This is a genomic window from Aeromicrobium sp. EU05-FHT14F07, assembly GCF_058790455.1.
The window spans coordinates 19,200-42,552 of sequence record NZ_JBYTCR010000003.1 but is presented as its reverse complement, the minus strand read 5'-3'; the positions used below and the strand labels follow the sequence as shown (position 1 = coordinate 42,552).

Sequence of the window (23,353 nt, the reverse complement as noted above, 5' to 3'; positions counted from 1 at the left end):
GGGGAGGGGACGAATCGGTCAGGAAGTTGTGACGCGGGTTACAACTTCCTGAGAGGGGTCGACGGGAGGGGTCAGGGACGCAGCAGGTCGAGCGGGTCGACGCCGAGTCTCTCGGCCAGCTGCTCGAGGCTGACGAGCGTCAGGTTGCGCTCCCCGCGCTCGACCGATCCGAGGTAGGTGCGGTGGTAGCCGAGCTGGTCGGCCAGCTTCTCCTGGCTCAGTCCCAGTTGCTTGCGGTGCGCACGCAGGCGCTGCCCGACGACGTGCTGCAGTGACTCGCTCACGCAGGCAGCGTGTCGCAGTGCGACTCATCGGTCGACAGACGGATGAGTAGCGCGTGGCGTCGGAGGCGCGCGACTCACTCCCGCTCGCGATCAGCCTGCGCGGGATCCGTGGCGGCAAGGGCGGCCGCGAGGCGGCGCGCACCGGCGGGGTCGAGGACGAGGCGGGCGATACCTGACTCCTCCAGGACGATCCACTCCTCGGGGTCGTGGCAGCGTCGGGTGCGGACCACGCAGACCTCGCCGTGCGTCGGGTGCGGCGTGGGGTCGTCGGCGGTGCGGCGGGCGAGCACGACCGGGACGTGGACCGGGACGCCGTCGTGGTGCCGGTCGTCCGGGTGGTCGTCCTCGGCGTGCGCGGTCGCGCACCAGGCGGGACAGGGTTCGTGCAGCCAGCTGGGGCGCTCGGGTCGGTCGCCGGGCATGCAGCTCCCTTCGTCGGTCGCGCGGTGGGGACACGAGGAACGCTAGGCGTCGCTGCGGACACCGGACCTGCGTCCGCATCGCCTCCATCCTGCGACTCATGGGTAGCGGATGCGGACCGGTCGGTGACGGCGACGGCGGGTGCGATCGAAAGTTGTCACGCACCTGACAAGCAAAGGTTACGAAAAGGTGAAGTTTGCTCTCGACGGGGTGCGGCCCTGGCGGGGTGGCGCACGACACACCTACGGTCACCACGGTTGGACGCATCGTGCACGCGTCCCGCGGACGGTCGACGGAGGGACGAGGACACCATGGGCGGAAGCGTCGAGGTACGGGGGCTGACCAAGACCTTCGGCCGCCAGAACATCTGGCACGACGTCACCCTCACGCTGCCGCCGGGTGAGATCACCGCGCTGCTGGGCCCGTCCGGCACCGGCAAGTCGGTGTTCCTCAAGTCGCTCATGGGCATCGTCGACCCCGAGCGCGGCGAGGTGCTCATCGACGGGGTCGACATGGTCTCGGTCAAGGAGGCCCACCGCCTCGAGCTGCGCAAGAAGTTCGGCGTGCTCTTCCAGGACGGTGCCCTGTTCGGCTCGATGAACGTCTACGACAACGTCGCCTTCCCGCTGCGTGAGCACACCCGCATGAGCGAGGACGAGATCCGCCAGGTCGTGCTCGACCGGCTCGACATGGTCGGTCTGCTCGGCACGGAGCACAAGGTCCCCGGCGAGATCTCCGGCGGCATGAAGAAGCGCGCCGGCCTCGCCCGCGCCCTCGTCACCGACCCCGAGATCATCCTCATCGACGAGCCCGACTCCGGCCTCGACCCCGTGCGCACCTCCAACCTCGCGCAGCTGCTGGTGGACGTGAACACGGCGACGGACGCGACCATGCTCGTCGTCACGCACAACATCGAGCTCGCGCGCACCCTGCCCGACAACCTGGGCATGCTCTACCGCCGCGAGCTCGTCATGTTCGGGCCGCGCGAGGAGTTCCTGCTCACCGACCACCCCGTCGTCAGCCAGTTCATGAGCGGCGACCCCGAGGGTCCGATCGGCATGAGCGAGGAGAACGACCACCGCACCATCGACCTGTTCGACGAGCCCGTCGACTACGGGCCGGGCGGGCCGATCCGCGGCGGGGGCGCCCGCGCCATCGAGGTGCTGCCTCGTCAGCTCGAGCCGCGCTCGGGCGTGGCGCGGCCCAGCTCGGTCCGGCACCGCGAGCGGGTGAGCGCCGGCAACGCGCCCCTCTACGTCGCCGACGACGACGACACCCACCGAGCGGAGGCGACCCCGACGTCGGGGGCGGTCACCCGCTCCCTCACCGCGACAGGCGACGTGTTCGCCCTCGCGCTCGACGCGACGCGTGCCACGTTCCGTCGTCCGTTCTCGGCCCGGGAGACGCTCGAGCAGTTCTGGTTCGTCGTGAGCGTCTCCTGGATCCCCGCGATCCTCGTGGCCATCCCGTTCGGTGCCGTGATCGCGCTCCAGCTCGGCACGCTGACGGTGCAGGTCGGCGCGCAGTCGTTCACCGGCGCGGCCAGCGTCCTGGCCGTCGTCCAGCAGGCAGCGCCGATCGTCACCAGCCTGGTCATCGCCGGCGCGGGCGGGGCGGCCATCTGCGCCGACCTCGGCTCGCGGCGCATCCGCGACGAGATCGACGCGATGCGGGTCATCGGCGTCGACCCCGTGCAACGACTGGTCGTGCCGCGCGTGCTCGCCTGCATCGGTGCCGCCGTCCTGCTCAACGGCCTGGTGTCGGTGGTCGGCGTGGTCGGCGGCTACGTCTTCAACGTCATGGTCCAGGGCGGCACGCCGGGCGCCTACCTCGCCAGCTTCACCGCGCTCGCGCAGATCTCCGACCTGTGGGTCGGCGAGCTCAAGGCCGTGATCTTCGGCTTCATCGCCGGCATCGTCGCCTGCCACCGCGGCCTCAACACGGCGCCCGGGCCGAAGGGCGTCGGCGACGCGGTGAACCAGTCGGTCGTCATCACGTTCCTGCTGCTGTTCTTCGTGAACTTCGTCGTCACGACGCTGTACCTGCAGCTCGTCCCGGGCAAGGGAGCCTGACATGACCCTCACGCCCGCCCAGGGTCCCGGTGCCCGCGCACCGCGTCCCGAGCCGACGCTCGCCGAGCTCGGCGTCGACGACCGCCCGCCCCGCTGGTGGGACCGCCCGCTCGACGCGATCGCCTCCGCGGGTGCGGAGCTGCGGTTCTACGGTCGCGTGCTCGCCTGGATCCCGGCGACGGTCAAGCGCTACCCGCGCGACGTGCTCCGCCTGCTCTCGGAGGTCAGCTTCGGCTCCGGGGCCCTGGCCGTCATCGGCGGCACCATCGGCGTGATGCTCGGCATGACCCTGTTCGTGGGCAGCGTGGTCGGCATGCAGGGCTACGCGGCCCTCGACCAGATCGGCACGTCGGCGCTCAACGGCTTCATCTCGGCCTACTTCAACACCCGCGAGATCGCGCCGCTGGTCGCCGCGCTCGCCCTGTCGGCCACGGTCGGCTCGGGGTTCACCGCCCAGCTCGGCGCCATGCGCATCAACGAGGAGGTCGACGCGCTCACCGTGATGGCGGTGCCCAGCGTGCCGTACCTCGTCACCACGCGCGTGGTGGCGGGATTCATCGCCATCATCCCGCTCTACGTCATCGGTCTGCTCACGTCGTACTTCGGCGCGCGCATGGTCACGGTGTACCTGCACGGGCAGTCGGCGGGCACCTACGACCACTACTTCTCGCTGTTCCTGCCGCCGATCGACATCCTGCTGTCGTTCGCGAAGGTGCTGGTGTTCGCGGTGCTGATCATCCTCATCCACTGCCGGCTCGGGTTCACGGCGCACGGCGGGCCCGCCGGCGTCGGCATCGCGGTGGGCACGGCCGTGCGTCGCAGCATCGTCACGGTGGCCGTGCTCGACCTGGTCCTCTCCATGGCGCTCTGGGGCACCACCACGACCGTCAGGATCGCCGGATGAGCGCGCGCCGTCGCGAGGCACCCCGCTGGGTCGACGTGCTGCTCGGGCTCACCTACGGGCTCGTCGTCGTCGCCCTGGTCGGCGGGGCGGTGCTGGCCTACAACCGGGCGTTCGTGCCGCGCTCGGACGTCGAGCTGCGCACCGACTCGGTCGGCAACGCCCTGCAGAAGGGCTCGGACGTGAAGCTGCACGGCGTGCCGGTCGGGGAGGTCGCCAAGATCAGCACCGCGCCCGACGGCGCCGTGCTCACGCTCGCCCTCAAGCCCGACGTGCTGAAGCGGCTCTCGCCCGACACCACGGCGCGGCTGCTGCCCAAGACGCTCTTCGGCGAGCGGTACGTCGACCTGCAGTCGACCTCGGCCTCCGCCGCGGACCACCTCCAGGCCGGCGCCACGATCCACCAGGACGCCTCGTCCGACGCGATCGAGCTGCAGAAGGTGCTCGACGAGCTGCTGCCGTTGTTGAAGTCCATCCAGCCGGAGAAGCTGCAGGCCACGCTCAACGAGCTGGCCACGATGCTGCGCGGCCGCGGCGGCGAGCTCGGCGACACGCTCCAGGCGTGGGGCGAGTACGTGCAGCGCCTGCAGCCGAGCGTCCCCCTGCTCACCGAGGACCTCGGCCGGCTCGCCACCGTCGCCGACACCTACGCCGACGCCGCGCCCGACCTGCTGACGGCGCTCGACGACCTGACCACCACGTCCGGGACCCTCGTCGACAAGGGCTCGGCGCTCACCGAGGTGTACCAGCGGGTCATCGCGTCGGCCGACGAGAGCCGCGGCTGGGTGGCGTCGAACGCCAACACGATCGAGATCCTGTCCGGCGAGAGCCGCAAGGCGCTCGAGGCCGCCGCGCCGTACGCCCGCACCTTCCCGTGCCTGCTGCGCTCGGCCCGCCAGTTCATCCCCCGGATGGACAAGGCGCTCGGCAAGGGCACGAGCAAACCGGGCCTGAAGGTCGTGCTCAACGTCAGCCCGCCACGCAGCGGCTACCAGCCCGGTCGTGACACGCCCCGCTTCGGTGGCGGCGGCACGCCGTCCTGCCCTTACGTGCCCACCGGCTCCGCGCCCCGCGCGGCGAAGGCGTCCGCCCAGCCCGCCGCGATCGCGCCACCCGCCTACGACACCCGCGCGTCCGCCGTCGCGTCGCCGGGCCTCGACGAGGCGAACTCGCCGGCCGAGAACCAGCTGATCGCCGAGCTCATGGGACCCAGCCAGGGCATGAGCCCCGACGACTACCCGCGCTGGGCCAGCCTGCTCGTCGGCCCGACGCTGCGCGGCACGGAGGTGGAGCTGCGATGAGGGCGACGATCGTCAAGAGCGTGGTGTTCACCGTCGTCACGGTGCTCGCCACCGTCATGCTCGCGGGCACCATCCGCAACTCCACGCCCGGTTCCACGAGCCGCTACACGGCCGTGTTCTCCGACGCCACCAGCCTCAACCGCGGCGACGACATCCGCATGGCCGGCGTCAAGGTCGGCACCGTCACCGACGTGCGCGTGCGCGACAACCGGGTCGCCGGGGTCGAGTTCACCGTGCAGGACGCGGTCCGTCTGCCGCGGGGGACGATCGCGCAGCTGCGGTTCCGCAACCTCGTCGGCCAGCGCTACATCTCGCTCGAGCCGCCGGAGACCAGCACGGGCGGCTCGCTGCCCGCGGGCCACACCTTCGGACTGCGCGAGACACGTCCCGCGCTCGACCTGACCATGCTGTTCAACGGCTTCCAGCCGCTCATGCAGTTCCTCGACCCGAAGGACGTCAACGCCTTGAGCGGTCAGATCATCGCCGTCTTCCAGGGGGAGGGCGCCACTGTGGAGGGTCTGCTGTCGAGCACCGCGAGCCTCACGTCGACGCTCGCGCAGAAGGACCGGGTGATCGGCGAGCTGATCGACAACCTCACGCAGGTGCTCGACACCGTGAACGGTCGCACCGACGAGCTCGACCGCACGATCGTCACGCTCCAGCAGCTCGTCTCCGGGCTCGCCGAGGACCGCAAGACGATCGGCGACACCCTCGACGGCATGGGCCGGCTCACGACGAGCGTCTCGGACCTGCTGGAGGAGGGTCGCCAGCCCCTCAAGGCGTCCATCGGCTCGCTCGGCGACCTGTCGGCGCAGCTGGCCGACGCCGAGGACACGCTCAACACGTTCTTCGCGCGCCTGCCCGTCAAGCTCGACCGGATCGGCCGCACCGCGTCCTACGGGTCCTGGATCAACTTCTACGAGTGCGAGATCACCGGCGTCATCCCGCGCCCCGAGGGCTACTTCGGCGACCTCGGCGCCAAGCCGGTCGCGAAGAGGTGCACCGCATGAGCCCGTCCCGCAAGGCCCGTTCGTTCCCGACCGCGTTCGGCGAGCGCAACCGCGTGTGGATCGCGGTCGTCGGGCTCACCGTCATGGCCGTCGTGTTCCTGCTGGCGTTCAACGCGCAGGCGCTGCCCGTCGTCGGCGGCGGAGCCACCCACCAGGCGCGGTTCGCGGAGGCGGGCGGCCTGAAGCCCGGCAACGAGGTGCGCGTGGCCGGCGTCAAGGTCGGCGAGGTGACCGACCTCGACCTCGACGGCGCATCGGTGCTCGTCACCTTCCGCGCCAAGGGCGTGCGCATCGGTCCGCAGTCACGCGCCGCGATCAAGGTCAAGACGACGCTCGGCCAGAAGTTCCTGGCGGTCGACCCGCTCGGCGCCGGCGAGCTCGACGGCCCCATCCCGCTGCAGCGCACCAGCACCCCCTACGACGTCAACGCGGCGTTCTCCGACCTGTCCGACACGATCGGCGCCATCGACACCGACCAGCTCGAGACGAGCCTCGACGTCCTGTCCGACGCCTTCCAGGACACGCCGAAGGCCGTGCGCGAGTCGGTGTCCGGACTGACCGACCTCTCCCGCGTCATCGCCAAGCGCGACGACGAGCTCGCCCGGTTGCTGAAGTCGACCCGCGAGGTCAGCGGCACGCTCAAGGACCGCAACGCCGAGTTCTCGAAGCTGCTGCAGGACGGCAGCGCGCTCCTCGACGAGCTCGCGGCACGGCGCCAGACCGTCCAGGCCCTGCTCGACGGCACCAAGCGCCTCGGCACCCAGCTCGTCGGACTGGTCCGCGACAACGAGGCCCAGCTGCGTCCCGCCCTGGCCAAGCTCGACCAGGTCGCGCGGATCCTCCAGGCCAACCAGGGCCAGCTCGAGGCGTCGCTGCGACGTCTGGCCCCCTACTACCGCACGCTCGCGTCGGCCACCGGCAACGGCCCGTGGATCGACTCCTACATCTGCGGCCTGTTCGACTCCTCCGGCAGCCCCGAGCTGCGCAACGACGTCGTCCGGGACTGCAAGCCGAGGAAGGGAGGGGGCCAGTGAGACGCCGCAGCCTCGTGCTCGCCGTCGTCGTGGCGCTCGCCGTCGTGGCCACCGTCGGCTGGCGCGCCACCGCCGACCGCGACCGCACCACCGTCAAGGCCGTCTTCGAGTCCAGCGTCGGCCTGTACGTCGGCTCCGACGTGCAGATGCTGGGCGTGCCGGTCGGCAAGGTCACCGGCGTCGACCCCGGCCCCGCCGGCGTCACCGTGACGATGCGCCTCGACCACGGCGAGGCGGCCGCCGCCGACACCGCCGCGGTCATCGTCGCGCCCACGCTCGTGTCCGACCGGTTCGTGCAGCTGACGAAGCCGCACGTCTCCGGCCCGGAGCTGAAGGACGGCTCGGTGCTGCCCATCGACCGCACCGCCGTGCCCGTCGAGATCGACGACCTCTACGCCAGCCTCACCGACGTCAGCGAGAAGCTCGGCCCCGACGGCGCCAACCGCGACGGTGCGCTGTCGCGCTTCCTCGACGTCGCCGACCGCAACCTGCGCGGCCAGGGCACCAAGATCAACCAGCTCATCAGCGACTTCGGCGACGCGTCGGGCACGCTCGCCGACTCCAGCGACGACCTCTTCGCGACGATCGGCAACGTCAAGGAGTTCAACGACATGCTGGTGGAGAACGACACGTCGGTCGCCAACGTCAACCGGCAGTTCGCCGAGGTCAACGACTACCTCGCCGACAGCAGCGGAGACCTCGCCGCCGCGATCGACAACCTGGGCCAGGCGCTCGCGATCGTCGACGACTTCATCCGCGACAACCGCGGCGCGCTGCGCACCAGCGTCGAGAACCTGCAGGGCCCGACGCGGGTGCTCGTCAACCAGCGCCAGGCGCTGGAGGAGACGGTGCGCCTCGTGCCGCTGGTCCTGCAGAACTTCCTGCGCGCCTACGACCCCCAGCGCAAGGCCCTGACCGGCCGCGGCAACCTCAACGAGGCGTCTATCTGGGCGCCCGGTGGCGACGCGCCCACCCTCCTGCCGGGGACGAACCGATGAGGCGGCTCACGCGCCGGCTCGCGGTCGCCGTCGCGGCGGCCGGGCTCGCCACGCTCTCGGGCTGCGGCATGCTCAGCGGGGGCGTCTACGACACGCCCCTGCCGGGCGGTGCCGACGTCGGCTCCCGGCCGATGCACATCACCGCCGACTTCGACGACGTGCTCGACCTCGTGCCGCAGTCGAGCGTCAAGGTTGACGACGTCGCCGTGGGACGGGTCGACCGCATCCGGCTCAACCCCGACGGCCGCAGCGCGCGGGTGACCCTGCTGGTCAACCGCGACGCCCAGCTGCCGGCCGGGACCGTCGCCCGGCTCGAGCAGACGTCGCTGCTCGGCGAGAAGTACGTCGCGCTCGTGCGGCCCGAGACACCGCAGGCCGGTGCTCCCGTCGGCGACGGCACGCGGCTCGGCCTGGCCGACACGTCGCAGGCCGCGGAGGTCGAGCAGGTGCTGGGCTCGCTGTCGATGGTGCTGAACGGCGGTGGCATCGGCCAGTTCCAGGAGATCTCCCGCGAGCTGCAGCAGGTCTCGACGGGTCGCCCCGAGGAGATCCGCGCGTTCCTGCGGCAGATGGACCAGTTCGTCACGACGCTCGACGACCGCAAGGAGTCGATCACCGCGGCGCTCGACGGGCTCAACCGGCTGTCGAAGAACCTCCAGGCCGACCAGGACAAGATCGCGAACGCCCTCGACGGGCTGTCGCCCGGCATGCAGGTGCTCGTCGACCAGCGCAAGCAGCTGGTGGCCATGCTGTCGTCGCTGGACCGGCTGTCGACGGTCACGGTCGACGTGCTCGACAGGAGCCAGGACGACATCGTCGCCGACCTGAAGGCGCTCGACCCGATCCTCGACCAGCTCGCCCGCTCCGGCCGCGACCTGCCCGAGTCGCTCGAGATCCTGCTGACCTACCCGTTCCCCGACTCCGTGCTCGGAGCCATCAAGGGCGACTACCTGAACGTCTTCGTCGAGACCAACTTCCGCACGCTCCCGGCCGGCTGCCAGGCCGCCGGCTGCGCGTGGCCGCAGGTCGAGGACCCGAACTACCCCAAGGGTGGTTCCGTCAGCGGCCAGGGGAAGGCCCTCGACCCGCAGCAGCTCCTCCAGCGCCAGCGCGACGCCGCAGGCGGGGACGGCGACGACCAGGAGCCCGACGAGGCGCCGCCGAGTCTGCTGCCGCCGACGTCGTCGCCGGCCCCGGGCTCCCCGAGGCCGTCGATGCCGGTGCCGAGTGCCACCGTGCCCACCCCGGACCGCACGCCCACCCCGTCGCCCTCGGCGTCGTCGTCGGCCACGCCGTCCACCAGCCCGCGAGAGGGTGAGCAGTGATGCTGACCGGACGCATCAAGGCGCAGATCGTGGCGTTCGTGGTCCTCGGGCTGCTCGCCACCTCCTACCTCGGCCTCAAGTACGTCGGCCTCGACCCGTTCTCGACGGGCTACACGGTGACGGCCACGCTGCCCGCCGCGGGAGGGGCGTTCGAGAACGGGCAGGTCACCTACCGTGGCGTGCCCGTCGGGCGCATCGACAAGCTCGACCCGACCGACGACGGCGTCCGGATCACGATGTCCATCGAGGGTGGCGCGCCGCGCATCCCGGCGGACGCCAGCCCCAAGGTGGTCAACCGCTCCGCCATCGGCGAGCAGTACGTCGACCTGCAGGGCGGGACGGCCGGCGGCGCGGCGCTGAAGAACGGTGACCGGCTGAGTGCCGGGGCCGAGTCCCAGCCGCCGGACATCGACACGCTGCTGCGGTCGGGGGAGAAGTTCGTCGGCTCGGTGCCGAAGGAGGCGCTCACGTCGGTGATCGACGAGGGCTACGACGCGACGCAGGGGGTCGCGCTCGACTTCGGCTCGCTGCTGGAGAGCTCCCAGCGGTTCCAGAAGGCCGCCGACCGCAACTTCGTGGTCACCCGCGGTCTCATCGAGAACTCCGACCGGGTGCTGCGGACGCAGGAGGCGTCGTCGCAGAGCATCCGCTCGTTCAGCGCGGACCTGTCGACCATCGCCGCGACGCTCGAGTCGTCCGACGGCGACCTGCGCACCCTCATCGACAACACCCCGGCGGCGGCGCGCGAGATCGACACCCTCTTCCAGGAGGTGGGCCGCCCTCTCGGCGTCGTGCTCGCCAACCTGGTCACGCCGGCGCAGGTGTTCGGCATCAACGCGAACGGTGTCCAGGACGCGCTGGTCACCGCGCCGAGGGCGTTCAGCATCGGCTGGACGATCACGGGCTCCCGGGGGATCAACCTCGCCCTCTCGCAGTCCTACTTCTCCCCGCTGCCGTGCACGACGGGCTACGGCGGCACGACCCCACGTCGCGGCACGGACACGTCGTCGGGTCAGTCGTTCAACCGCGACGCGGGCTGCCGCTCGGGCGCCGGGTCGTCGAACGTCCGAGGCCCGAAGAACGTCCCCAGCCGGTTGGGTCCCGCGCCCCGCCGCGACGCCGAGGGCCGGCTCGTGCGCGCCGACGTCCGCATGGCCGACTCGCTGGCCGACCTGATGGGTGGTGCACGATGAGCAGGACGACTGCGCTGGCCGAGCGTGGCAGCACGGGGGGAGACGGTGCCATGGAGGGGGCGACGAGCGACGCCGAGGTGCCCGACGGCGGTGGTCCGCCGACGTCGGACGAGCAGCCGCGAGGTCGCTGGCTGCTGGGCTGGGTGCTGCTCGCCGTGTCCCTCGCCGTCGCGGTGAGCGGCTCCGTGGCCTGGTGGAGCGCCGCGCACAGCGACGACCTGCAGCTGGCCCGCACGCGCGACGCCGTGCTCATCCGCGCCACCAGCGACATCGGCACGCTCAACAGCCTCGACTCCGCCGACGTGAAGGCCGGGCTCGACAGCTGGAAGGCGGTCACCACCGGCACCCTGCACGACCAGTTCTCGGGGCTGGACGAGCAGGACCGCCAGCTCCTCGCCGACCAGGGCAAGGAGTCGCGCGGCAAGGTCGTCGACGCCGCCGTCCTCGACGTCGACGGCGACACCGCGGAGGTGATCGCGTCGGTCGAGACGACGGTGCGGGACGCGAAGGACGCCGACGCGGAGCCCGTCGTCAAGCGCAACCGGTTCACGGCGACCCTCGTCCGCTCGGGCGGGACGTGGAAGGTCAGCGACCTCCAGCAGCTCGCGGTGGAGCTCTCGTGAGGGGCGCGAGGCGGGCGGCCGTGGTCGTCGTGTCGCTGCTGGCCCTCGTCGCCGGCGGAGTCGGCTGGTGGCAGTACGTCGACCTCACGTCGGGTCCGGCCGCCGCCAACCGCGCGCTCGTCGACGCGAAGGAGACGTCGCAGGTGCAGTCGCAGGTGGCCGTCGCGCTCGAGCGCGTGCTCACCTACGACTACGCGGACCCGACGCCCACGGAGCAGTCCGCCGACGCCCTGCTCGCCGGCAAGGCCCGTCAGGAGTACGACACCCTGTTCGCCGCGCTGCAGAAGCAGGCCCCCGGCCAGAAGCTGGTACTCACGGCGAAGGTCAGCACGGCCGGGGTGACCGAGCTGGAGGGCGACCATGCGGAGCTGCTGGTGTACGTGGACCAGTCCAGCCGTCGCGCAGGCGAGGACCAGGCCAACGTCTCCGCCGCGCAGCTGTCGGTGACGGCGAAGAAGTCGTCCGCAGGCACCTGGCAGGTCACCGGCCTGCGCCCCCTCTGACCCCTGCCGCCGGGGGTCGAGTCGCGCTGGGCTGTTGCCGGGTGGTCTCGATCCGTCGCTGCCGCTCGACCGGCGAAGTGTTCGCGGGGTGGGCTCGGCGCAGGGGGAGCGGCGGGTGGGGCAGACTGGGCGTGGTCGAGAAGAGGGAGCACCGATGGCCGACATCACCCGACGTCCGTTCCTGAACCACCTGCGGTCGGACCCGACGTCGTTCGTGCTGAAGCTCAAGGACGGCAAGGTCACGAAGTCCGGGGCGGGCGTGTCGTTCTGGTTCCGCCCCAGCACCGCCGCGCTGGCGGAGGTGCCGCTGGAGGACCGCGAGCAGGTGCTGCAGTTCACCGCGCGCACCAGCGACTTCCAGGTGGTGTCGGTGCAGGCCACCGTCACCTACCGCGTCGTCGACCCGGCCGTCGCCGCCACCCGCATCGACTTCGGCATCGACCCGCGCAGCGGCGACTGGAACGCCCGCCCGTTGGAGCGGCTCGGCGGTCTGCTGACCGAGCTCGCCCAGCAGCCGGCGCTCGACCACCTCGCGGGCACCTCGCTGACCGACGCGCTCGCCCACGGCATCGCGCCCGTGCGCCAGCGGGTCGCCGACGAGCTCGCCGGCGACCAGCGGCTCGTCGAGCGAGGCCTGGCCGTCACCGACGTCCGGGTCGTCGCGATCCGCGCGGAGGCGGACCTCGAGCGGGCCCTGCAGACCCCGACGCGTGAGGCCGTGCAGCAGCAGGCCGACCGCGCCACCTTCGAGCGGCGTGCCGTCGCGGTCGAGAAGGAGCGCGCGATCGCCGAGAACGAGCTGACCAACCAGATCGAGCTGGCGCGCCGCGAGGAGGAGCTGGTCACCCAGCGCGGACAGAACGAGCGTCGCCGGGCGACCGAGCAGGCGGAGGCCGAGCGGATCGCGGCGGCGGCACGCGCCGAGCGCGAGGGTCTGCTGGCCCGCGCCGAGGCCGACCGCGCCCGCACCGTCGGCGAGGCGAAGGCTGCCGCCGAGGCGGCGGCGTTCGCGTCGTACGCCGAGATCGACCAGGGTCGGATCCTCGCGATCGCCGCACGCGAGCTCGCGGCGAACCTGCCGCCCCTCACGCACCTCTCCCTCACGCCCGACCTGCTCGCGCCGCTGCTGGAGAAGCTGGGCGACGCCGGTGCGGCAGGCGACCAGGAGGCCGGTCCGACGCGATGACGTTGCGGCCGCGGGCCGTCGTCGTCCACCGACGGTCCGAGTACGAGGAGCTGGTCGCCCGGCACGCCACGCGCGACCAGGCCGCCTTCTTCCTGCGCACCCGCGACCGTGACATCGCCGAGGTCGAGCAGCGTCACGAGGCGCTCGCGCGGGCGCGCGCCGTCGTGTCCGCGGCGATCCCGATGCACTGGCGGCGGGCCGAGGTCGAGCGCTCCGAGCTCGACCGCTTCGTGTTCGGGCCGGAGGACGTGGTCGTCGCGGTGGGCCAGGACGGGCTCGTCGCCAACGTCGCGAAGTACCTGGACGGCCAGCCGGTGGTCGGTGTCGACCCGGAGCGCGGCCGCAACCCCGGGGTGCTCGTGCCGCACGCGCCCCAGCAGGTGGTCGACGTGCTGGCCGGCGTCGAGCGGGACGACCGGCCGGTGCAGGAGCGGACGATGGTGCAGGCGCGCACCGACGACGGCCAGGAGCTGTCGGCGCTGAACGAGGTGTTCGTCGGCGACCCCGGCCACCAGTCGGCGCGCTACGTCCTCCGCGCGGGCGACCGGGTGGAGCGGCACTCCTCGTCGGGGATCCTCGTGGGGACGGGCACGGGTGCGACGGGCTGGCTGCGCTCGGCGTGGGAGGAGCGCCGCAGCGGCCTGGTGATGCCCGGCCCGACCGACCCGGGACTCTGCTGGTTCGTCCGCGAGGCGTGGCCGTCGCCCGCCACGGGCAACGAGGTCACGGAGGGTCTCGTGGGTGTCGACGCCTCGCTCGTCGTGACCGTCGAGTCCGACGCGCTCGTCTGCTTCGGCGACGGGATCGAGGCCGACGCCCTGAGCGTCTCGTTCGGCCAGCGGTTGACGGTCGGGCTGGCCCCGCGTCGCCTGCGGCTCGTGGCCTGACGCTCCCCGCGCGAGCGCCCGGCCCCGAGGAGGGTCAGGCGCCGACGCGCAGCACGGTGAGCGTGGAGCCGTCGGCGGCGGTCGCCGTCCCGGTGCCCAGGGCGGTCCAGCAGCGCAGCGACAGGTTCTGGTCCTGCGCGACGCCCGCGACGGCCTGCACGGGGACGACCGACCTGCCCCCGGCCGGGACGGTCACGGTGCTGGTCGCGAGCGGCGCGCTGTCGCCGGTGCGCACGAGGCCGCACGTCACGTCGGTGCCGAACCTCGAGCCGACGGCCGCGGCGCCGGTGACGAGGACGGTGCCGGCCTGGTCGGCCGGCACGGAGTAGCCGCGCATCTCCGTGGAGCTGGCCAGGACGACGCTCGTCGAGAGGGTCTGGCCGACGGCCGCGCCACCGTTGCCGGTGCCGGGCGTCCGCAGCAGCCGTCCGACGACGTCGGACGTCAGGTCCTGCGTGCCGAGGCTGCCGTCGGCGACCTCGCGTGTGCCGATGCTGCCGCGCGCGAGGTCCTGGCTGCCGATGCTGCCGTCGAGGATGACCTGCGTGGTCACGGCGTCGAGGGCGATCTTGGCGCCGGTGACGGACCGGTTGCGCAGGTCCTCCGAGCGCACCGAGCCGTTGACGAGCGCCTGCGTGCCCACCGAGTCCGGGCGCATCTTCGAGGCGCTGACGGCGCGGTCCGCGAGCTGGCGGTTGCCGATGCTGCCCGCCTTCACGGCGGCGTAGGAGGTGCCGCCGAGCGACAGGAAGAGCGCGACGGTGGCCACGACGAGGGCGGCCGACGGTCGACGCCGACGTCCCTCGGCGCAGTGGCAGGTGCAGGACGACGACATGACGGACCTCGGGCGTGCGACGGATGGTGCGGCCAGCCTAGGCGAGGGGACGGCCCGGGCGTGGGCGTACGGGGACACCGCCCTCTCGACCGGGACGTCAGTTGACCTGGCGCTCGCGACCGTCCCAGAACTCGGCCCGCAGCTTGAACTTCTGCAGCTTGCCGGTGGCGGTGCGTGCGAGCTCGTCGCGGAACTCGACCCGCTTGGGGCACTTGTAGCCGGCCAGCCGCTCACGGCAGTGGGCGATGAGCGCCGTCTCGTCGATGCCGGAGTCGGGCTCGACGACGACCAGCGCCGTGACCAGCTCGCCCCACCGCTCGTCGGGGATGCCGATGACGGCGACCTCCCGGACCGCCGGGTGCGACGCGAGCGCGTCCTCGACCTCGATCGACGACACGTTCTCCCCGCCGGAGATGATCACGTCCTTCTTGCGGTCCGCGATCGTGACGTAGCCGTCCTCGAACGCTCCGCCGTCGCCCGTGTGGAACCATCCCCCTGCCAGCGACTCGCTGGTGGCGTCGGGGTTGTCCCAGTAGCCCTCGAGCACGGTGTTGCTGCGGGCCAGCACCTCGCCGGTGTCGTCGACGCGGATCGACGTCGACAGCGCGGGAGCGCCCGCGCGGCCCAGCTTGCGGGCCTGCTCCGTCGGGTCGAGGTCGTCCCACTCCTCGCGCATGCGGCTCATGGTCAGCAGCGGGGCGGTCTCGGTCAGCCCGTAGATCTGGATGAACTCCCAGCCCAGCTCCTCGCGGACCCGCTCGATCGTGCGGGTCGGTGGCGGGGCGCCCGCGACGACGCAGCGGACCCGGTCGCGTCCGACCGGACCGTCCCAGTCCTTCAGGGCGTCGAGCACGGCCGACAGCACCGCGGGAGCGCAGCAGAGGTAGGTCACCTGGTGCTCCTCGATCCGACGCAGGATCTCGGCCCCGTCGACCTGGCGGAGCACCACGTGCCGCCCGCCCATGCCGGTGACGCCGTAGACCTGGCCCCAGCCGTTGCAGTGGAACATCGGCAGCGTGTGCAGGTACACGTCGCGGTCGCTCACCGACGCCTGCCAGCCGAACACCGTCGCGTTGGTCCAGAGGGCGCGGTGCGTCTGCTCGACGCCCTTGGGTCGCGCGGTCGTGCCCGACGTGTAGTTGATGGTCGCCGTCGCGTTCTCGTCAGGCTCCCACGCCCGCGGCTCGACGCCGTGGGCCGGAGGATGCGGGGAGGCAGGCGACCAGCCCCAGACCTCCTCGTCGTCGACGCCGGCGACGAAGACGTGCTTGGCCGCGGAGCATGCCTCGCGCAGGTGCTCCAGGCCCGGGTCGAGGATGACGACCTCGGCGCCGCTGTGCTGCACGATGTACTCGACCTCGGCCGGCGCGAGGCGGAAGTTGACGGGCACGAACACGCGCCCCCAGCCGGAGACGCCGAAGAACGACGTGTAGAGCCGGGCGGCGTTCTGCGAGACCATCGCGACTCGTCCGCCGACGGGCACGTCGAGCGCGTCGAGCCGCGCAGCCTGGGCCTGCGCGAGCCGCATCACCTCGGCGTACGTGAGCTCGCCCCACGACGGTGCCGGCTGGTCGGGCTCGTCGATGACGGCCACCCGGTCGGGGTAGACCGTGACGGCACGGTCGAGGAAGTCGCGGATGCTGAACGGGACGAGCACGGGGGCCTCCAGGCGGTATGACGCGGGTCACTCCCATCATGCATCGCGCCACGGTGCACCGCCGTCGCGGCCTCGCCGCCCGCGTCGGCGACCGTCCCGTGCCCTGGGCGGCCAGCAGCAACGTCGGCGCCACTCCTCGGCGAGGATCGCGTAGGCGAGCCCGTCGACCCAGCCGAGGTCGCGGTGCAGCGCGTCCTGGCGGGTGTGGGCCTCGCGGCGCATCCCGACGCGCTCCATGAGCCGCCACGACGGCTCGTTGGTGGCGAAGCACTCGGCGACAACGCGGCGCACGCCGAGCTCCTCGAAGCTGATCCGCAGCAGCTCCTCGACGGCCTCGGTCATGAGACCCCGCCCGTGATGGCTGGGGGCCAGCACCCAGGCCAGGACGGCGACCGTGTGGCGCGCCTGCTCGCGGACGTCCTTCTGCCCCCAGGCGTCGGCGACGGTGACCATGGTGTCGCCGACGACCTGCCCGTCGACCTCCACGGCGAGCGCGTCGGGGAGGTCGTCGGCGCCGAAGTGCGAGGCGACGAGCTCGTCACGGGTCCGCGCCGGCCGGCCCAGCCACCGGTTCACGTCGGGGTCGCCGCGGTAGGCGAGCACGGCGTCGACGTCGTCGAGCGTGAGCGGACGCAGCGTGAGCCGGGCCGTGCGGCGCGGCCACGTCAGGTCCGCGAGCCGCGGGCGTCGAGGGTCGAGGTCGGGCACTCAGCGATCGTAGGGGTAGAACCCGTGGCCGGACTTCTTGCCCAGCAGGCCGGCGTCGACCATGCGGTCGAGCACCGGAGGCGGTGAGTACAGCGGCTCCTTGAACTCCTCGTACATCGAGACCCCGATGGCGCGGACGGTGTCGAGGCCGATGAGGTCGGCCAGGGCGAGGGGGCCCATCGGGTGCCCGCAGCCCAGCACCATGCCGGAGTCGATGTCGGCGGCCGACGCGTAGCCCGCCTCGTACATGCGGATGGCCGACAGCAGGTACGGCACGAGCAGGCTGTTGACGACGAACCCGGCTCGGTCGGTCGCCTCGATGGGCTCCTTGCCGAGGGTCTCGGAGACGAAGGTCTGCATCCGCTGCAGCGTCTCGGGCGACGTGGTGAGGGACGGGATGAGCTCGACGAGCCGCATGACCGGCGCGGGGTTGAAGAAGTGCACGCCCATGACCCGGTCGGCGCGCCCGGAGACGGCACCGAGCTTCACGATCGGGATCGAGGACGTGTTCGACGCGAGCACGGCGTCGTCGGACTCCAGGATCGACCCGAGGGTCCGGAACAGGTCGAGCTTGGTCCGCTCGTCCTCGCTGGCGGCCTCGACGACGAGGTCACGGTCGGCGAGCGCCTCGAGGTCGGACGTGAACGTGACACGCTCGAGCGTCGCGGTGACATCGTCCGCGGTCAGCTTGCCGCGCTGCTCGGCCTTGCGCAGCGATGCCTCCACCCGCTCGGCGGCGCGCTTCGCGGCGTCGTCGTCGACCTCGACGGTCACGACCGACAGGCCGGCTCGCGCCCCGACCTCGGTGATGCCCGACCCCATGAGGCCTCCGCCGACCACGCCCAGACGTGCGATCGTCATGACGTTCTCCCTCCTGATGCTTGGACGTCCTAGCACTTTCAGCCTACGCCACGTGACCGAGGGCCCGGACGGCCCTCGGCCCCGGCGACAGGAGCGCGGGACCGCGCGTGGTGCGCCGGGAGCGCAGTGCCCGACGTGGTGGGATGGACCCATGCGTGCACGACACCTGGCCTCCGCGGTGCTCCTGCCGGTGCTGGCGCTCGGCGCGTCGGGCTGCAGCGGCGGGTCGGACCCGGCCACCCGGCCCGCGCCGTCCGCCTCGCCGACCGCCGAGGGCCTGCCCGCGGGCCGCTCCGCCCCGGAGCTGCTGTCGGCGGTGGAGTGCAGCCGTGACGGCGACGGCACCTGGTCGGCGACCGGGCTGGTGTCCAACCCGACGAAGAACAAGGCCAGCTACCAGGTGAGCGCCCAGGTCGGGCCGGCCGACGGCACGAGTCCCGCCGCCACCCGTCGCCTCGACGACGTCGCGGCGGGTGCGGAGCAGCCGTTCCTGCTCACCGACATCCCGACCTCCTCGCCCGACGGTCCGTGCCACCTGCAGCTGCTGGTGCTGGCGCCGGACTGACCCGGCTCGTGCGGACGCGACGACGCCCGCACCCCGACGAGGGGCGCGGGCGTCGCGACGGTGACGGTGGGCGTCAGGAGCGGGCGATGCGGACCATGTCCTCGCGGGGCACGACCTTGACCCGCTCGCGCGGGTGCTCGTGGGCCTCGCCGAGGCTCAGCTCGTGGGCGTCGAGCTGCTCCCAGCCCTCCCACGTGGTGTACTCCAGGCCGCGCGACGCGAGGTAGGCGTCGACGGACTCGGGGTCGGGCTGGGCGGCCTGGTCGAGACCGGGCGCGTCCTCGAGCAGCATCGAGATCGTCTGGGCGGCGTCGGACTTGGTGTGGCCGATGAGGCCGACCGGCCCGCGCTTGATCCAGCCCGTCACGTAGGCGCCGGGCAGGGCCGAGCCGTCGATCTCGATGACGCGACCGCCGTCGTTGGGCACGACGCCGGCGGTGACGTCGAACGGCAGACCGGGCAGGTTGTCGGAGTAGTAGCCGATGGCGCGGTACACGGCCTGGACGGGCCAGTCCTGGAACTCGCCGGTGCCACGGACGTTGCCGGTGCCGTCGAGCTCGGTCACCTCGGTGCGCAGGCCCACGACCCTGCCGTCCTCGCCGACGATCTCGACGGGGTTCTGGCAGAAGTGGATGTGGATGCGGTGCGGGGCGCCCGTGGGCTCCTTTGCCAGGTAGTTCTGGAGCACGTCGACGACGAGCTTCTGGCTCTTGGCGGCGCGGATGGCCTCGAGCGAGCCCTCGTCGAGCTCGAAGCCCTCGGGGTGCACGATGACGTCGATGGTGGGGGAGTGGCTCAGCTCGCGCAGCTCCATCGGCGTGAACTTGACCTGCGCCGGGCCGCGCCGCGCGAACACGTGCACGTCCTTCGCGACGTTCTTCTTGAGACCCTCGTAGACGTTGTCGGGGATCTCGGTGACGAGCAGCTCCTCGGCCGTCTTGGCCAGGATGCGCGAGACGTCCAGGCCCACGTTGCCGACGCCGAGCACGGCCACCGACTCCTGGTGCGGCTGGAACGGCCAGTCGCGGTCGACGTCGGGGTGGCCGTCGTACCAGGCGACGAAGTCCGCGGCGCCGTGCGAGCCGTCGAGGTCGATGCCGGGGATGTCGAGGTCGCGGTCGCGGCGGGCGCCCGTGGCGAAGACGACGGCGTCGTAGAACTGGCGCAGGTCGTCGAGCTTCAGGTCGTCGCCGAAGGAGACGTTGCCGAAGAAGCGGATGTCCTCGTTCGCCATGACGCGCTTGAGCGCCTTGACGATCTCCTTGATGCGCGGGTGGTCGGGGGCCACGCCGTAGCGGATCAGCCCGAACGGCGTGGGGTCACGCTCGATGAGGTCGACGCTCGCGCCCTCGAAGGGTGCGGGGACCTCGGACTTGGTGAGGATGTCGGCGGCGTAGACGCCGGCCGGGCCGGCGCCGACGATCGCGACCCTGAGCTTCCTGCTCATCAGTGGGACTCCTGGGGGGACTGCGGGCACACCGCCAGGATCAGTCGATGTGCATGAGGACATCCTAAGTTCTCCTGCCACACGCCGCGAAGTCGTCCGGTGTGCGAGATCGACCACGTCGACGGGGCGGCGGTTCGCCCCCGATCGCAGGGCGTCAGCGCGCCGTCAGGCGGCCGCGCAGGATCGGCAGCCCTGGCCCGCCGAGGGTGTCGAGCGCCTGCACGCGGCCGGAGGTGGCGAGCAGGAGGTCGACGGCCCGACCCTCGACGACGTCGTCCCCGTCGCCCACCACGAGGTCGGCGTCGCTCGCGACGAGGCGCAGGTCCGCCACGTGCTGGCGTCCGCCGCCCATCGACACCGAGGTGCGGGCCTGGTGGCGCAGGGCGTCCGCGACCGCCCGCGGTGCGTAGTCGTGGTGGAGCCCGAGCGGTCGACGGACGTCCTCCCCGTGCACGACCTCCTCGACCAGCCGGCTCGCGAGGGGCACGGGCGGTGTGTCGGTGCGTCCCACCACGGACCGGAGGCGCGCCCACGTCTCGGCAGGGTCCGCGCCTCGCTCGCGGGCGACGCCCTGGTCGTTCTGTCGGTCGAAGTCGAACCGGGCCCGCACCATCGCGACGACGAGTCGCGCGGTGGTGGCGCGGGCGTTGTCGACGAGGTGGGCGGCGACGTCGTGGACGGACCAGCCCGAGCACCAGGACGGGACGTCCCACTGGGCCGGCGCGAGGGTCGCGAGGTCGTCGACGAGCGCGGCCCGCTCGGCGTGGACGAGGGACCAGGTCGGGTTCATGGCCTCGAGGGTAGGGCTGCCCGCCGACACCCTCAGCGGAAGCGGCGGCCCTCGTCGCGACGGTACGCCCAGCCGGTGATGGCGGCACCGGCGAGCGTCCACGCGAGGAGGACGAGCAGCCAGGTCGCGTCGACGTCGGAACCGGTCATGGTGGCCACGACGAGGTCGCGGGCGGCGCGCGTGGGCGTGCCCTGGGAGGCGGTGTCGAGCCACGACGGGAACGTCTCGGGCGGCACGAACAGGCCGCCGAGGAAGGCCAGCGGGAACAGCACCGCCTGGGCGACCGCGAGCGCCGCCTTGGGCCGCAGGCCGTAGCCGATCGCGAAGCCGATGACGAGGAACGGCACGCCGCAGCCGAGCAGCGTCAGCCCGACGAGCGGGAGCCGGCCCCACGGCACGGTCGCCTCCGTGAGGAACGCGGCGATCAGGCCGACCACCAGCAGGCCGAGGGCGCTGAGCACCACGCCGGTCGCGATCCGTGCGACGAGCTGCGGGACGGCGCCCGCGGGGAGCGAGCGCAGGAACGTGTCGAACGGCCGCGTGCGGTCCTCGGCGATGCCGGCGCCGTAGGTGAACAGGCACACCGACACGATCGAGAACAGCGCGACCTGGCCGGTGGCGGCGGTGGCGGCCGAGGCGTCGCCGGCGACGGTGCGCTGCGGGACGACGAAGCAGAGCAGCACGAGTGCCGGGAAGGCCACCGTGCTCACGATGACGACCGGCTCGCGCACCGCCTCCAGGACGGCGAGCCGGGTGTGGGCGAGGGCGATGCGCAGGGCTCTCGACGGGTGGTGGGCCGCAGGTCGGCCGGTCGTCGTGGTCATGGGGTCCTCCAGCTCTCGTCGGTCGGTCAGGCGGCGGTCAGGTGGGTGAACGCGTCCTCGAGGGAGGCGCCGCGGACGCGCAGGCGTCGGAAATCGGCGGCGCCCGAGGCGAGCGCCCGCACCACGAGGTCGGCGTCGCGGGCGAGCACCTCCACGTCGTCGCCGTCCACCCGCACGTCGACCACGCCCTCGAGCTCCGCCACGCGGCCGACGGTGCCGGTCCACGAGAGCCGTTCGACGTCGACCAGGTCGCGCACGCGCTCGAGGGTGTCGTCGACCAGGACTCGTCCCTCGGCCATGACCGCGACGCGGTCGGACAGCTGCTCCACCTCCTCGAGGTGGTGGCTGGTGAGCAGCACCGCCACCCCGTCGTCGCGGTGGGAACGGATGCCGTCCCAGAGCGCGTGGCGGGCCTCGACGTCGAGGCCGGTGGTCGGCTCGTCGAGCAGCACGAGCGCGGGCCGCCCGACGAGGGCGAGCGCGCACGCGAGCCGGCGCTGCTGCCCGCCCGAGAGGCCGCCGCAGCGGCGGTCGGCGAGGTCGGCGATGCCGAAGCGGTCGAGCGCCTCGCGCACCGGGAGCGGGTCGGCGTGGTGGTCGGCCACGAAGCGCACGACCTCGGCCGCGGTGAGCGACTCCGGCAGTCCGGTCTCCTGCGGCGTCACCCCGAGCGCGGCCCGGTTCCGCGGCAGCCGGGGGTCGAGCCCGAGCACGCGCACGGTCCCGCGGTCGGGCGTGCGCAGGCCGGAGACCATCGACAGGAGGGTGGTCTTGCCCGCCCCGTTCGGTCCGAGCAGCCCGACCACCTGGCCGGCACGTACCTCCAGCGTGACGTCGGCGACCGCCGGTCGGTCGCCGAAGGAGCGGGTGACGTGGTCGACGTGCAGGACGGGCGTGCTGGTCATGGGTCCCCCTGGAGGAGCGTGCGAAGGGTGCGGGTGTAGGTCTCGAAGGCGGCGCGGCCGGCGTCCGTGAGGCTGACGTGCGTGGCCGGCGTCCGACCGTCGATGGTCTTGGTCTGCTGGACGTAGCCGGCGTCCTCGAGCTTGCGCAGGTGGGTGGAGAGGTTCCCGGCCGTCATGGTCAGCTCCTTCTGCAGGCGCGGGAAGGTGAGCGTCTCCCCGGGCGCGAGCGCGGCGAGGAAGGCCGTGACCCGCAGGCGCGCCTGGGCGTGGATGACGGGGTCGAGGTCGGTCATCGGTGCCCCTCGCGGTGCGCGTGGAGCGCGGCGACGGCGAAGCCGCCGCCGCCGAGCAGCGCCATGAGCAGGTAGAGGGTGGGCGCGCCGGCGAACGAGGCGCCACCGACGAGGAGGGCGATCCAGGCGCCGAGCACGAACTGGCGTCGGTCGTGGAACGCGATGGCGGACCCCATGTAGAGGACGGCGACGACGAGGCACGGGACGGCGTTGTAGACGATCGCGGCGGCCTCGCCCTCGAGGCCGACCCGTCCGAGCGCACCCGCGACGAGGCAGGCGCCGGCGAAGCCGATCCCCCAGGCCCAGCCGAGCCACGCGTTGGCCTCGGCGTCGGGCCCTCCGATGCCTCGGGTGCGGCCCTCGATGTGCACGACCGTGGCCACGATCGCGGCGGCGATCAGGACGCCGAAGACGATCGGCCCCGGGAGTCCGGGCTCTCCCTGCGGGCCGGACCACGTCCACAGTGCGAGGTAGCCGACGCCCCACGCGACGGCCCACACGCCGTAGACGACCCGTTCGTCGACCCGCACGGAACGGCGGGCCCGGTCGCGCTCGGCCTCGATGATGGCCCAGCTCTCGGCGAGGTCGGGGGCGTGGTCGCCGGCCTGGTCGTCGGGCTGGTGGTCGTCCATGGTCTCTCCCGGAGATGAGTTTGTAATGCAAAGTAGTTTGCACGGATCGGCGACGGGAGTCAAGGTCCGTCCGCACCTGCGGGAACGTCGAGCGGGACG

General features: G+C 72.5%; 25 protein-coding genes. 13 read left to right on the top strand and 12 right to left on the bottom strand.

The window, feature by feature from the left end; genetic code table 11:
* Positions 1-71: 71 nt before the first annotated feature.
* On the bottom strand, positions 72-284 hold the full coding sequence (locus tag AC3WRM_RS04045; RefSeq protein ID WP_492249511.1) for a helix-turn-helix domain-containing protein: 213 nt from the start codon (positions 282-284) through the stop codon (positions 72-74).
* A gap of 74 nt (positions 285-358) precedes the next feature.
* Positions 359-706 (bottom strand): DUF6907 domain-containing protein, encoded by a 348-nt coding sequence (locus AC3WRM_RS04040; RefSeq protein WP_492249512.1) that lies wholly within the window; start codon positions 704-706, stop codon positions 359-361.
* Positions 707-1,015: 309 nt separating this feature from the next.
* Here AC3WRM_RS04040 and AC3WRM_RS04035 point away from each other — a divergent pair, with 309 nt between their 5' ends.
* The 12 genes from AC3WRM_RS04035 (at position 1,016) to AC3WRM_RS03980 (ending at position 13,737) form a co-directional block, all read left to right on the top strand.
* Positions 1,016-2,776, top strand: a complete 1,761-nt coding sequence (locus tag AC3WRM_RS04035) for an ABC transporter permease (protein ID WP_492249513.1) — start codon at positions 1,016-1,018, stop codon at positions 2,774-2,776.
* Between the two features lies 1 nt (position 2,777).
* On the top strand, positions 2,778-3,680 hold the full coding sequence (locus AC3WRM_RS04030) for an MlaE family ABC transporter permease (protein WP_083516164.1): 903 nt from the start codon (positions 2,778-2,780) through the stop codon (positions 3,678-3,680).
* Entirely contained in the window at positions 3,677-4,978 is a 1,302-nt protein-coding gene (locus tag AC3WRM_RS04025; RefSeq protein WP_492249514.1) for an MCE family protein, read from the top strand. Before AC3WRM_RS04030 ends, AC3WRM_RS04025 begins: the two co-directional genes overlap by 4 nt.
* Positions 4,975-5,988, top strand: coding sequence for an MCE family protein (locus tag AC3WRM_RS04020; protein WP_492249515.1), 1,014 nt, complete (start codon positions 4,975-4,977; stop codon positions 5,986-5,988). Before AC3WRM_RS04025 ends, AC3WRM_RS04020 begins: the two co-directional genes overlap by 4 nt.
* Complete coding sequence (locus AC3WRM_RS04015) at positions 5,985-7,022, top strand: MCE family protein (RefSeq protein WP_492249516.1); 1,038 nt, start codon at positions 5,985-5,987, stop codon at positions 7,020-7,022. The genes AC3WRM_RS04020 and AC3WRM_RS04015 overlap by 4 nt, the downstream gene beginning before the upstream one ends.
* Positions 7,019-8,020, top strand: a complete 1,002-nt coding sequence (locus AC3WRM_RS04010; protein ID WP_492249517.1) for an MCE family protein — start codon at positions 7,019-7,021, stop codon at positions 8,018-8,020. Before AC3WRM_RS04015 ends, AC3WRM_RS04010 begins: the two co-directional genes overlap by 4 nt.
* Positions 8,017-9,345 carry an MCE family protein gene (locus tag AC3WRM_RS04005; protein WP_492249518.1) on the top strand — a complete coding sequence of 443 codons (1,329 nt, stop codon included), beginning with the start codon at positions 8,017-8,019 and terminating at the stop codon, positions 9,343-9,345. The genes AC3WRM_RS04010 and AC3WRM_RS04005 overlap by 4 nt, the downstream gene beginning before the upstream one ends.
* Positions 9,345-10,538 carry an MlaD family protein gene (locus tag AC3WRM_RS04000; protein WP_492249519.1) on the top strand — a complete coding sequence of 398 codons (1,194 nt, stop codon included), beginning with the start codon at positions 9,345-9,347 and terminating at the stop codon, positions 10,536-10,538. Before AC3WRM_RS04005 ends, AC3WRM_RS04000 begins: the two co-directional genes overlap by 1 nt.
* On the top strand, positions 10,535-11,161 hold the full coding sequence (locus AC3WRM_RS03995; RefSeq protein WP_492249520.1) for an Rv1363c family protein: 627 nt from the start codon (positions 10,535-10,537) through the stop codon (positions 11,159-11,161). Before AC3WRM_RS04000 ends, AC3WRM_RS03995 begins: the two co-directional genes overlap by 4 nt.
* The gene (locus AC3WRM_RS03990) at positions 11,158-11,664 is read left to right on the top strand and encodes a hypothetical protein (protein ID WP_492249521.1); all 507 of its coding nucleotides are present in this window, start codon (positions 11,158-11,160) and stop codon (positions 11,662-11,664) included. The genes AC3WRM_RS03995 and AC3WRM_RS03990 overlap by 4 nt, the downstream gene beginning before the upstream one ends.
* A 154-nt stretch (positions 11,665-11,818) precedes the next feature.
* Positions 11,819-12,850, top strand: a complete 1,032-nt coding sequence (locus tag AC3WRM_RS03985; RefSeq protein ID WP_492249522.1) for an SPFH domain-containing protein — start codon at positions 11,819-11,821, stop codon at positions 12,848-12,850.
* Entirely contained in the window at positions 12,847-13,737 is an 891-nt protein-coding gene (locus AC3WRM_RS03980; RefSeq protein WP_492249523.1) for an NAD(+)/NADH kinase, read from the top strand. The genes AC3WRM_RS03985 and AC3WRM_RS03980 overlap by 4 nt, the downstream gene beginning before the upstream one ends.
* Before the next feature lie 34 nt (positions 13,738-13,771).
* On the opposite strand, the gene AC3WRM_RS03975 is transcribed toward AC3WRM_RS03980, so the two are convergent.
* The 4 genes from AC3WRM_RS03975 to AC3WRM_RS03960 form a co-directional block, all read right to left on the bottom strand.
* Entirely contained in the window at positions 13,772-14,572 is an 801-nt protein-coding gene (locus tag AC3WRM_RS03975) for a hypothetical protein (protein WP_492249524.1), read from the bottom strand.
* Between the two features lie 97 nt (positions 14,573-14,669).
* Positions 14,670-16,229, bottom strand: a complete 1,560-nt coding sequence (locus tag AC3WRM_RS03970; protein ID WP_492249525.1) for an AMP-binding protein — start codon at positions 16,227-16,229, stop codon at positions 14,670-14,672.
* A 36-nt stretch (positions 16,230-16,265) separates the two neighbouring features.
* Positions 16,266-16,937, bottom strand: a complete 672-nt coding sequence (locus AC3WRM_RS03965; protein WP_492249526.1) for a GNAT family N-acetyltransferase — start codon at positions 16,935-16,937, stop codon at positions 16,266-16,268.
* Positions 16,938-17,798, bottom strand: coding sequence for a 3-hydroxybutyryl-CoA dehydrogenase (locus AC3WRM_RS03960; protein WP_492249527.1), 861 nt, complete (start codon positions 17,796-17,798; stop codon positions 16,938-16,940).
* A gap of 151 nt (positions 17,799-17,949) precedes the next feature.
* On the opposite strand from AC3WRM_RS03960, the gene AC3WRM_RS03955 reads away from it, so the two are divergent.
* Positions 17,950-18,363 (top strand): hypothetical protein, encoded by a 414-nt coding sequence (locus AC3WRM_RS03955; RefSeq protein ID WP_492249528.1) that lies wholly within the window; start codon positions 17,950-17,952, stop codon positions 18,361-18,363.
* A 73-nt stretch (positions 18,364-18,436) separates the two neighbouring features.
* On the opposite strand, the gene AC3WRM_RS03950 is transcribed toward AC3WRM_RS03955, so the two are convergent.
* The 6 genes from AC3WRM_RS03950 to AC3WRM_RS03925 all read right to left on the bottom strand — a co-directional run bounded on the left by AC3WRM_RS03950 (position 18,437) and on the right by AC3WRM_RS03925 (position 23,254).
* Complete coding sequence (locus tag AC3WRM_RS03950; protein ID WP_492249529.1) at positions 18,437-19,810, bottom strand: FAD-dependent oxidoreductase; 1,374 nt, start codon at positions 19,808-19,810, stop codon at positions 18,437-18,439.
* A gap of 154 nt (positions 19,811-19,964) precedes the next feature.
* Positions 19,965-20,600: a maleylpyruvate isomerase family mycothiol-dependent enzyme gene (locus tag AC3WRM_RS03945; RefSeq protein WP_492249530.1), complete on the bottom strand. Its 636-nt coding sequence runs from the start codon at positions 20,598-20,600 to the stop codon at positions 19,965-19,967.
* Between the two features lie 32 nt (positions 20,601-20,632).
* Positions 20,633-21,424, bottom strand: coding sequence for an ABC transporter permease (locus tag AC3WRM_RS03940; RefSeq protein ID WP_492249531.1), 792 nt, complete (start codon positions 21,422-21,424; stop codon positions 20,633-20,635).
* 26 nt (positions 21,425-21,450) lie between these two features.
* Entirely contained in the window at positions 21,451-22,329 is an 879-nt protein-coding gene (locus tag AC3WRM_RS03935) for an ABC transporter ATP-binding protein (RefSeq protein WP_492249532.1), read from the bottom strand.
* Complete coding sequence (locus AC3WRM_RS03930; RefSeq protein ID WP_492249533.1) at positions 22,326-22,622, bottom strand: transcriptional regulator; 297 nt, start codon at positions 22,620-22,622, stop codon at positions 22,326-22,328. The genes AC3WRM_RS03935 and AC3WRM_RS03930 overlap by 4 nt, the downstream gene beginning before the upstream one ends.
* A complete protein-coding gene (locus AC3WRM_RS03925; protein ID WP_492249534.1) occupies positions 22,619-23,254 on the bottom strand; it encodes a hypothetical protein in 636 nt (211 codons plus the stop codon). The genes AC3WRM_RS03930 and AC3WRM_RS03925 overlap by 4 nt, the downstream gene beginning before the upstream one ends.
* Between the last annotated feature and the right edge of the window lie 99 nt (positions 23,255-23,353).

Excerpts from the sequence above, each read along its gene's own strand:
- AC3WRM_RS04040 (WP_492249512.1), bottom strand. The coding sequence starts at position 706 with ATGCCCGGCGACCGACCCGAGCGCCCCAGCTGGCTGCACGAACCCTGT.
- AC3WRM_RS04035 (WP_492249513.1), top strand. The coding sequence starts at position 1,016 with ATGGGCGGAAGCGTCGAGGTACGGGGGCTGACCAAGACCTTCGGCCGC.
- AC3WRM_RS04030 (WP_083516164.1), top strand. The coding sequence starts at position 2,778 with ATGACCCTCACGCCCGCCCAGGGTCCCGGTGCCCGCGCACCGCGTCCC.
- AC3WRM_RS04025 (WP_492249514.1), top strand. The coding sequence starts at position 3,677 with ATGAGCGCGCGCCGTCGCGAGGCACCCCGCTGGGTCGACGTGCTGCTC.
- AC3WRM_RS04020 (WP_492249515.1), top strand. The coding sequence starts at position 4,975 with ATGAGGGCGACGATCGTCAAGAGCGTGGTGTTCACCGTCGTCACGGTG.
- AC3WRM_RS04015 (WP_492249516.1), top strand. The coding sequence starts at position 5,985 with ATGAGCCCGTCCCGCAAGGCCCGTTCGTTCCCGACCGCGTTCGGCGAG.
- AC3WRM_RS04005 (WP_492249518.1), top strand. The coding sequence starts at position 8,017 with ATGAGGCGGCTCACGCGCCGGCTCGCGGTCGCCGTCGCGGCGGCCGGG.
- AC3WRM_RS04000 (WP_492249519.1), top strand. The coding sequence starts at position 9,345 with ATGCTGACCGGACGCATCAAGGCGCAGATCGTGGCGTTCGTGGTCCTC.
- AC3WRM_RS03995 (WP_492249520.1), top strand. The coding sequence starts at position 10,535 with ATGAGCAGGACGACTGCGCTGGCCGAGCGTGGCAGCACGGGGGGAGAC.
- AC3WRM_RS03985 (WP_492249522.1), top strand. The coding sequence starts at position 11,819 with ATGGCCGACATCACCCGACGTCCGTTCCTGAACCACCTGCGGTCGGAC.
- AC3WRM_RS03980 (WP_492249523.1), top strand. The coding sequence starts at position 12,847 with ATGACGTTGCGGCCGCGGGCCGTCGTCGTCCACCGACGGTCCGAGTAC.
- AC3WRM_RS03975 (WP_492249524.1), bottom strand. The coding sequence starts at position 14,572 with ATGTCGTCGTCCTGCACCTGCCACTGCGCCGAGGGACGTCGGCGTCGA.
- AC3WRM_RS03960 (WP_492249527.1), bottom strand. The coding sequence starts at position 17,798 with ATGACGATCGCACGTCTGGGCGTGGTCGGCGGAGGCCTCATGGGGTCG.
- AC3WRM_RS03955 (WP_492249528.1), top strand. The coding sequence starts at position 17,950 with ATGCGTGCACGACACCTGGCCTCCGCGGTGCTCCTGCCGGTGCTGGCG.
- AC3WRM_RS03950 (WP_492249529.1), bottom strand. The coding sequence starts at position 19,810 with ATGAGCAGGAAGCTCAGGGTCGCGATCGTCGGCGCCGGCCCGGCCGGC.
- AC3WRM_RS03945 (WP_492249530.1), bottom strand. The coding sequence starts at position 20,600 with ATGAACCCGACCTGGTCCCTCGTCCACGCCGAGCGGGCCGCGCTCGTC.
- AC3WRM_RS03940 (WP_492249531.1), bottom strand. The coding sequence starts at position 21,424 with ATGACCACGACGACCGGCCGACCTGCGGCCCACCACCCGTCGAGAGCC.
- AC3WRM_RS03935 (WP_492249532.1), bottom strand. The coding sequence starts at position 22,329 with ATGACCAGCACGCCCGTCCTGCACGTCGACCACGTCACCCGCTCCTTC.
- AC3WRM_RS03930 (WP_492249533.1), bottom strand. The coding sequence starts at position 22,622 with ATGACCGACCTCGACCCCGTCATCCACGCCCAGGCGCGCCTGCGGGTC.
- AC3WRM_RS03925 (WP_492249534.1), bottom strand. The coding sequence starts at position 23,254 with ATGGACGACCACCAGCCCGACGACCAGGCCGGCGACCACGCCCCCGAC.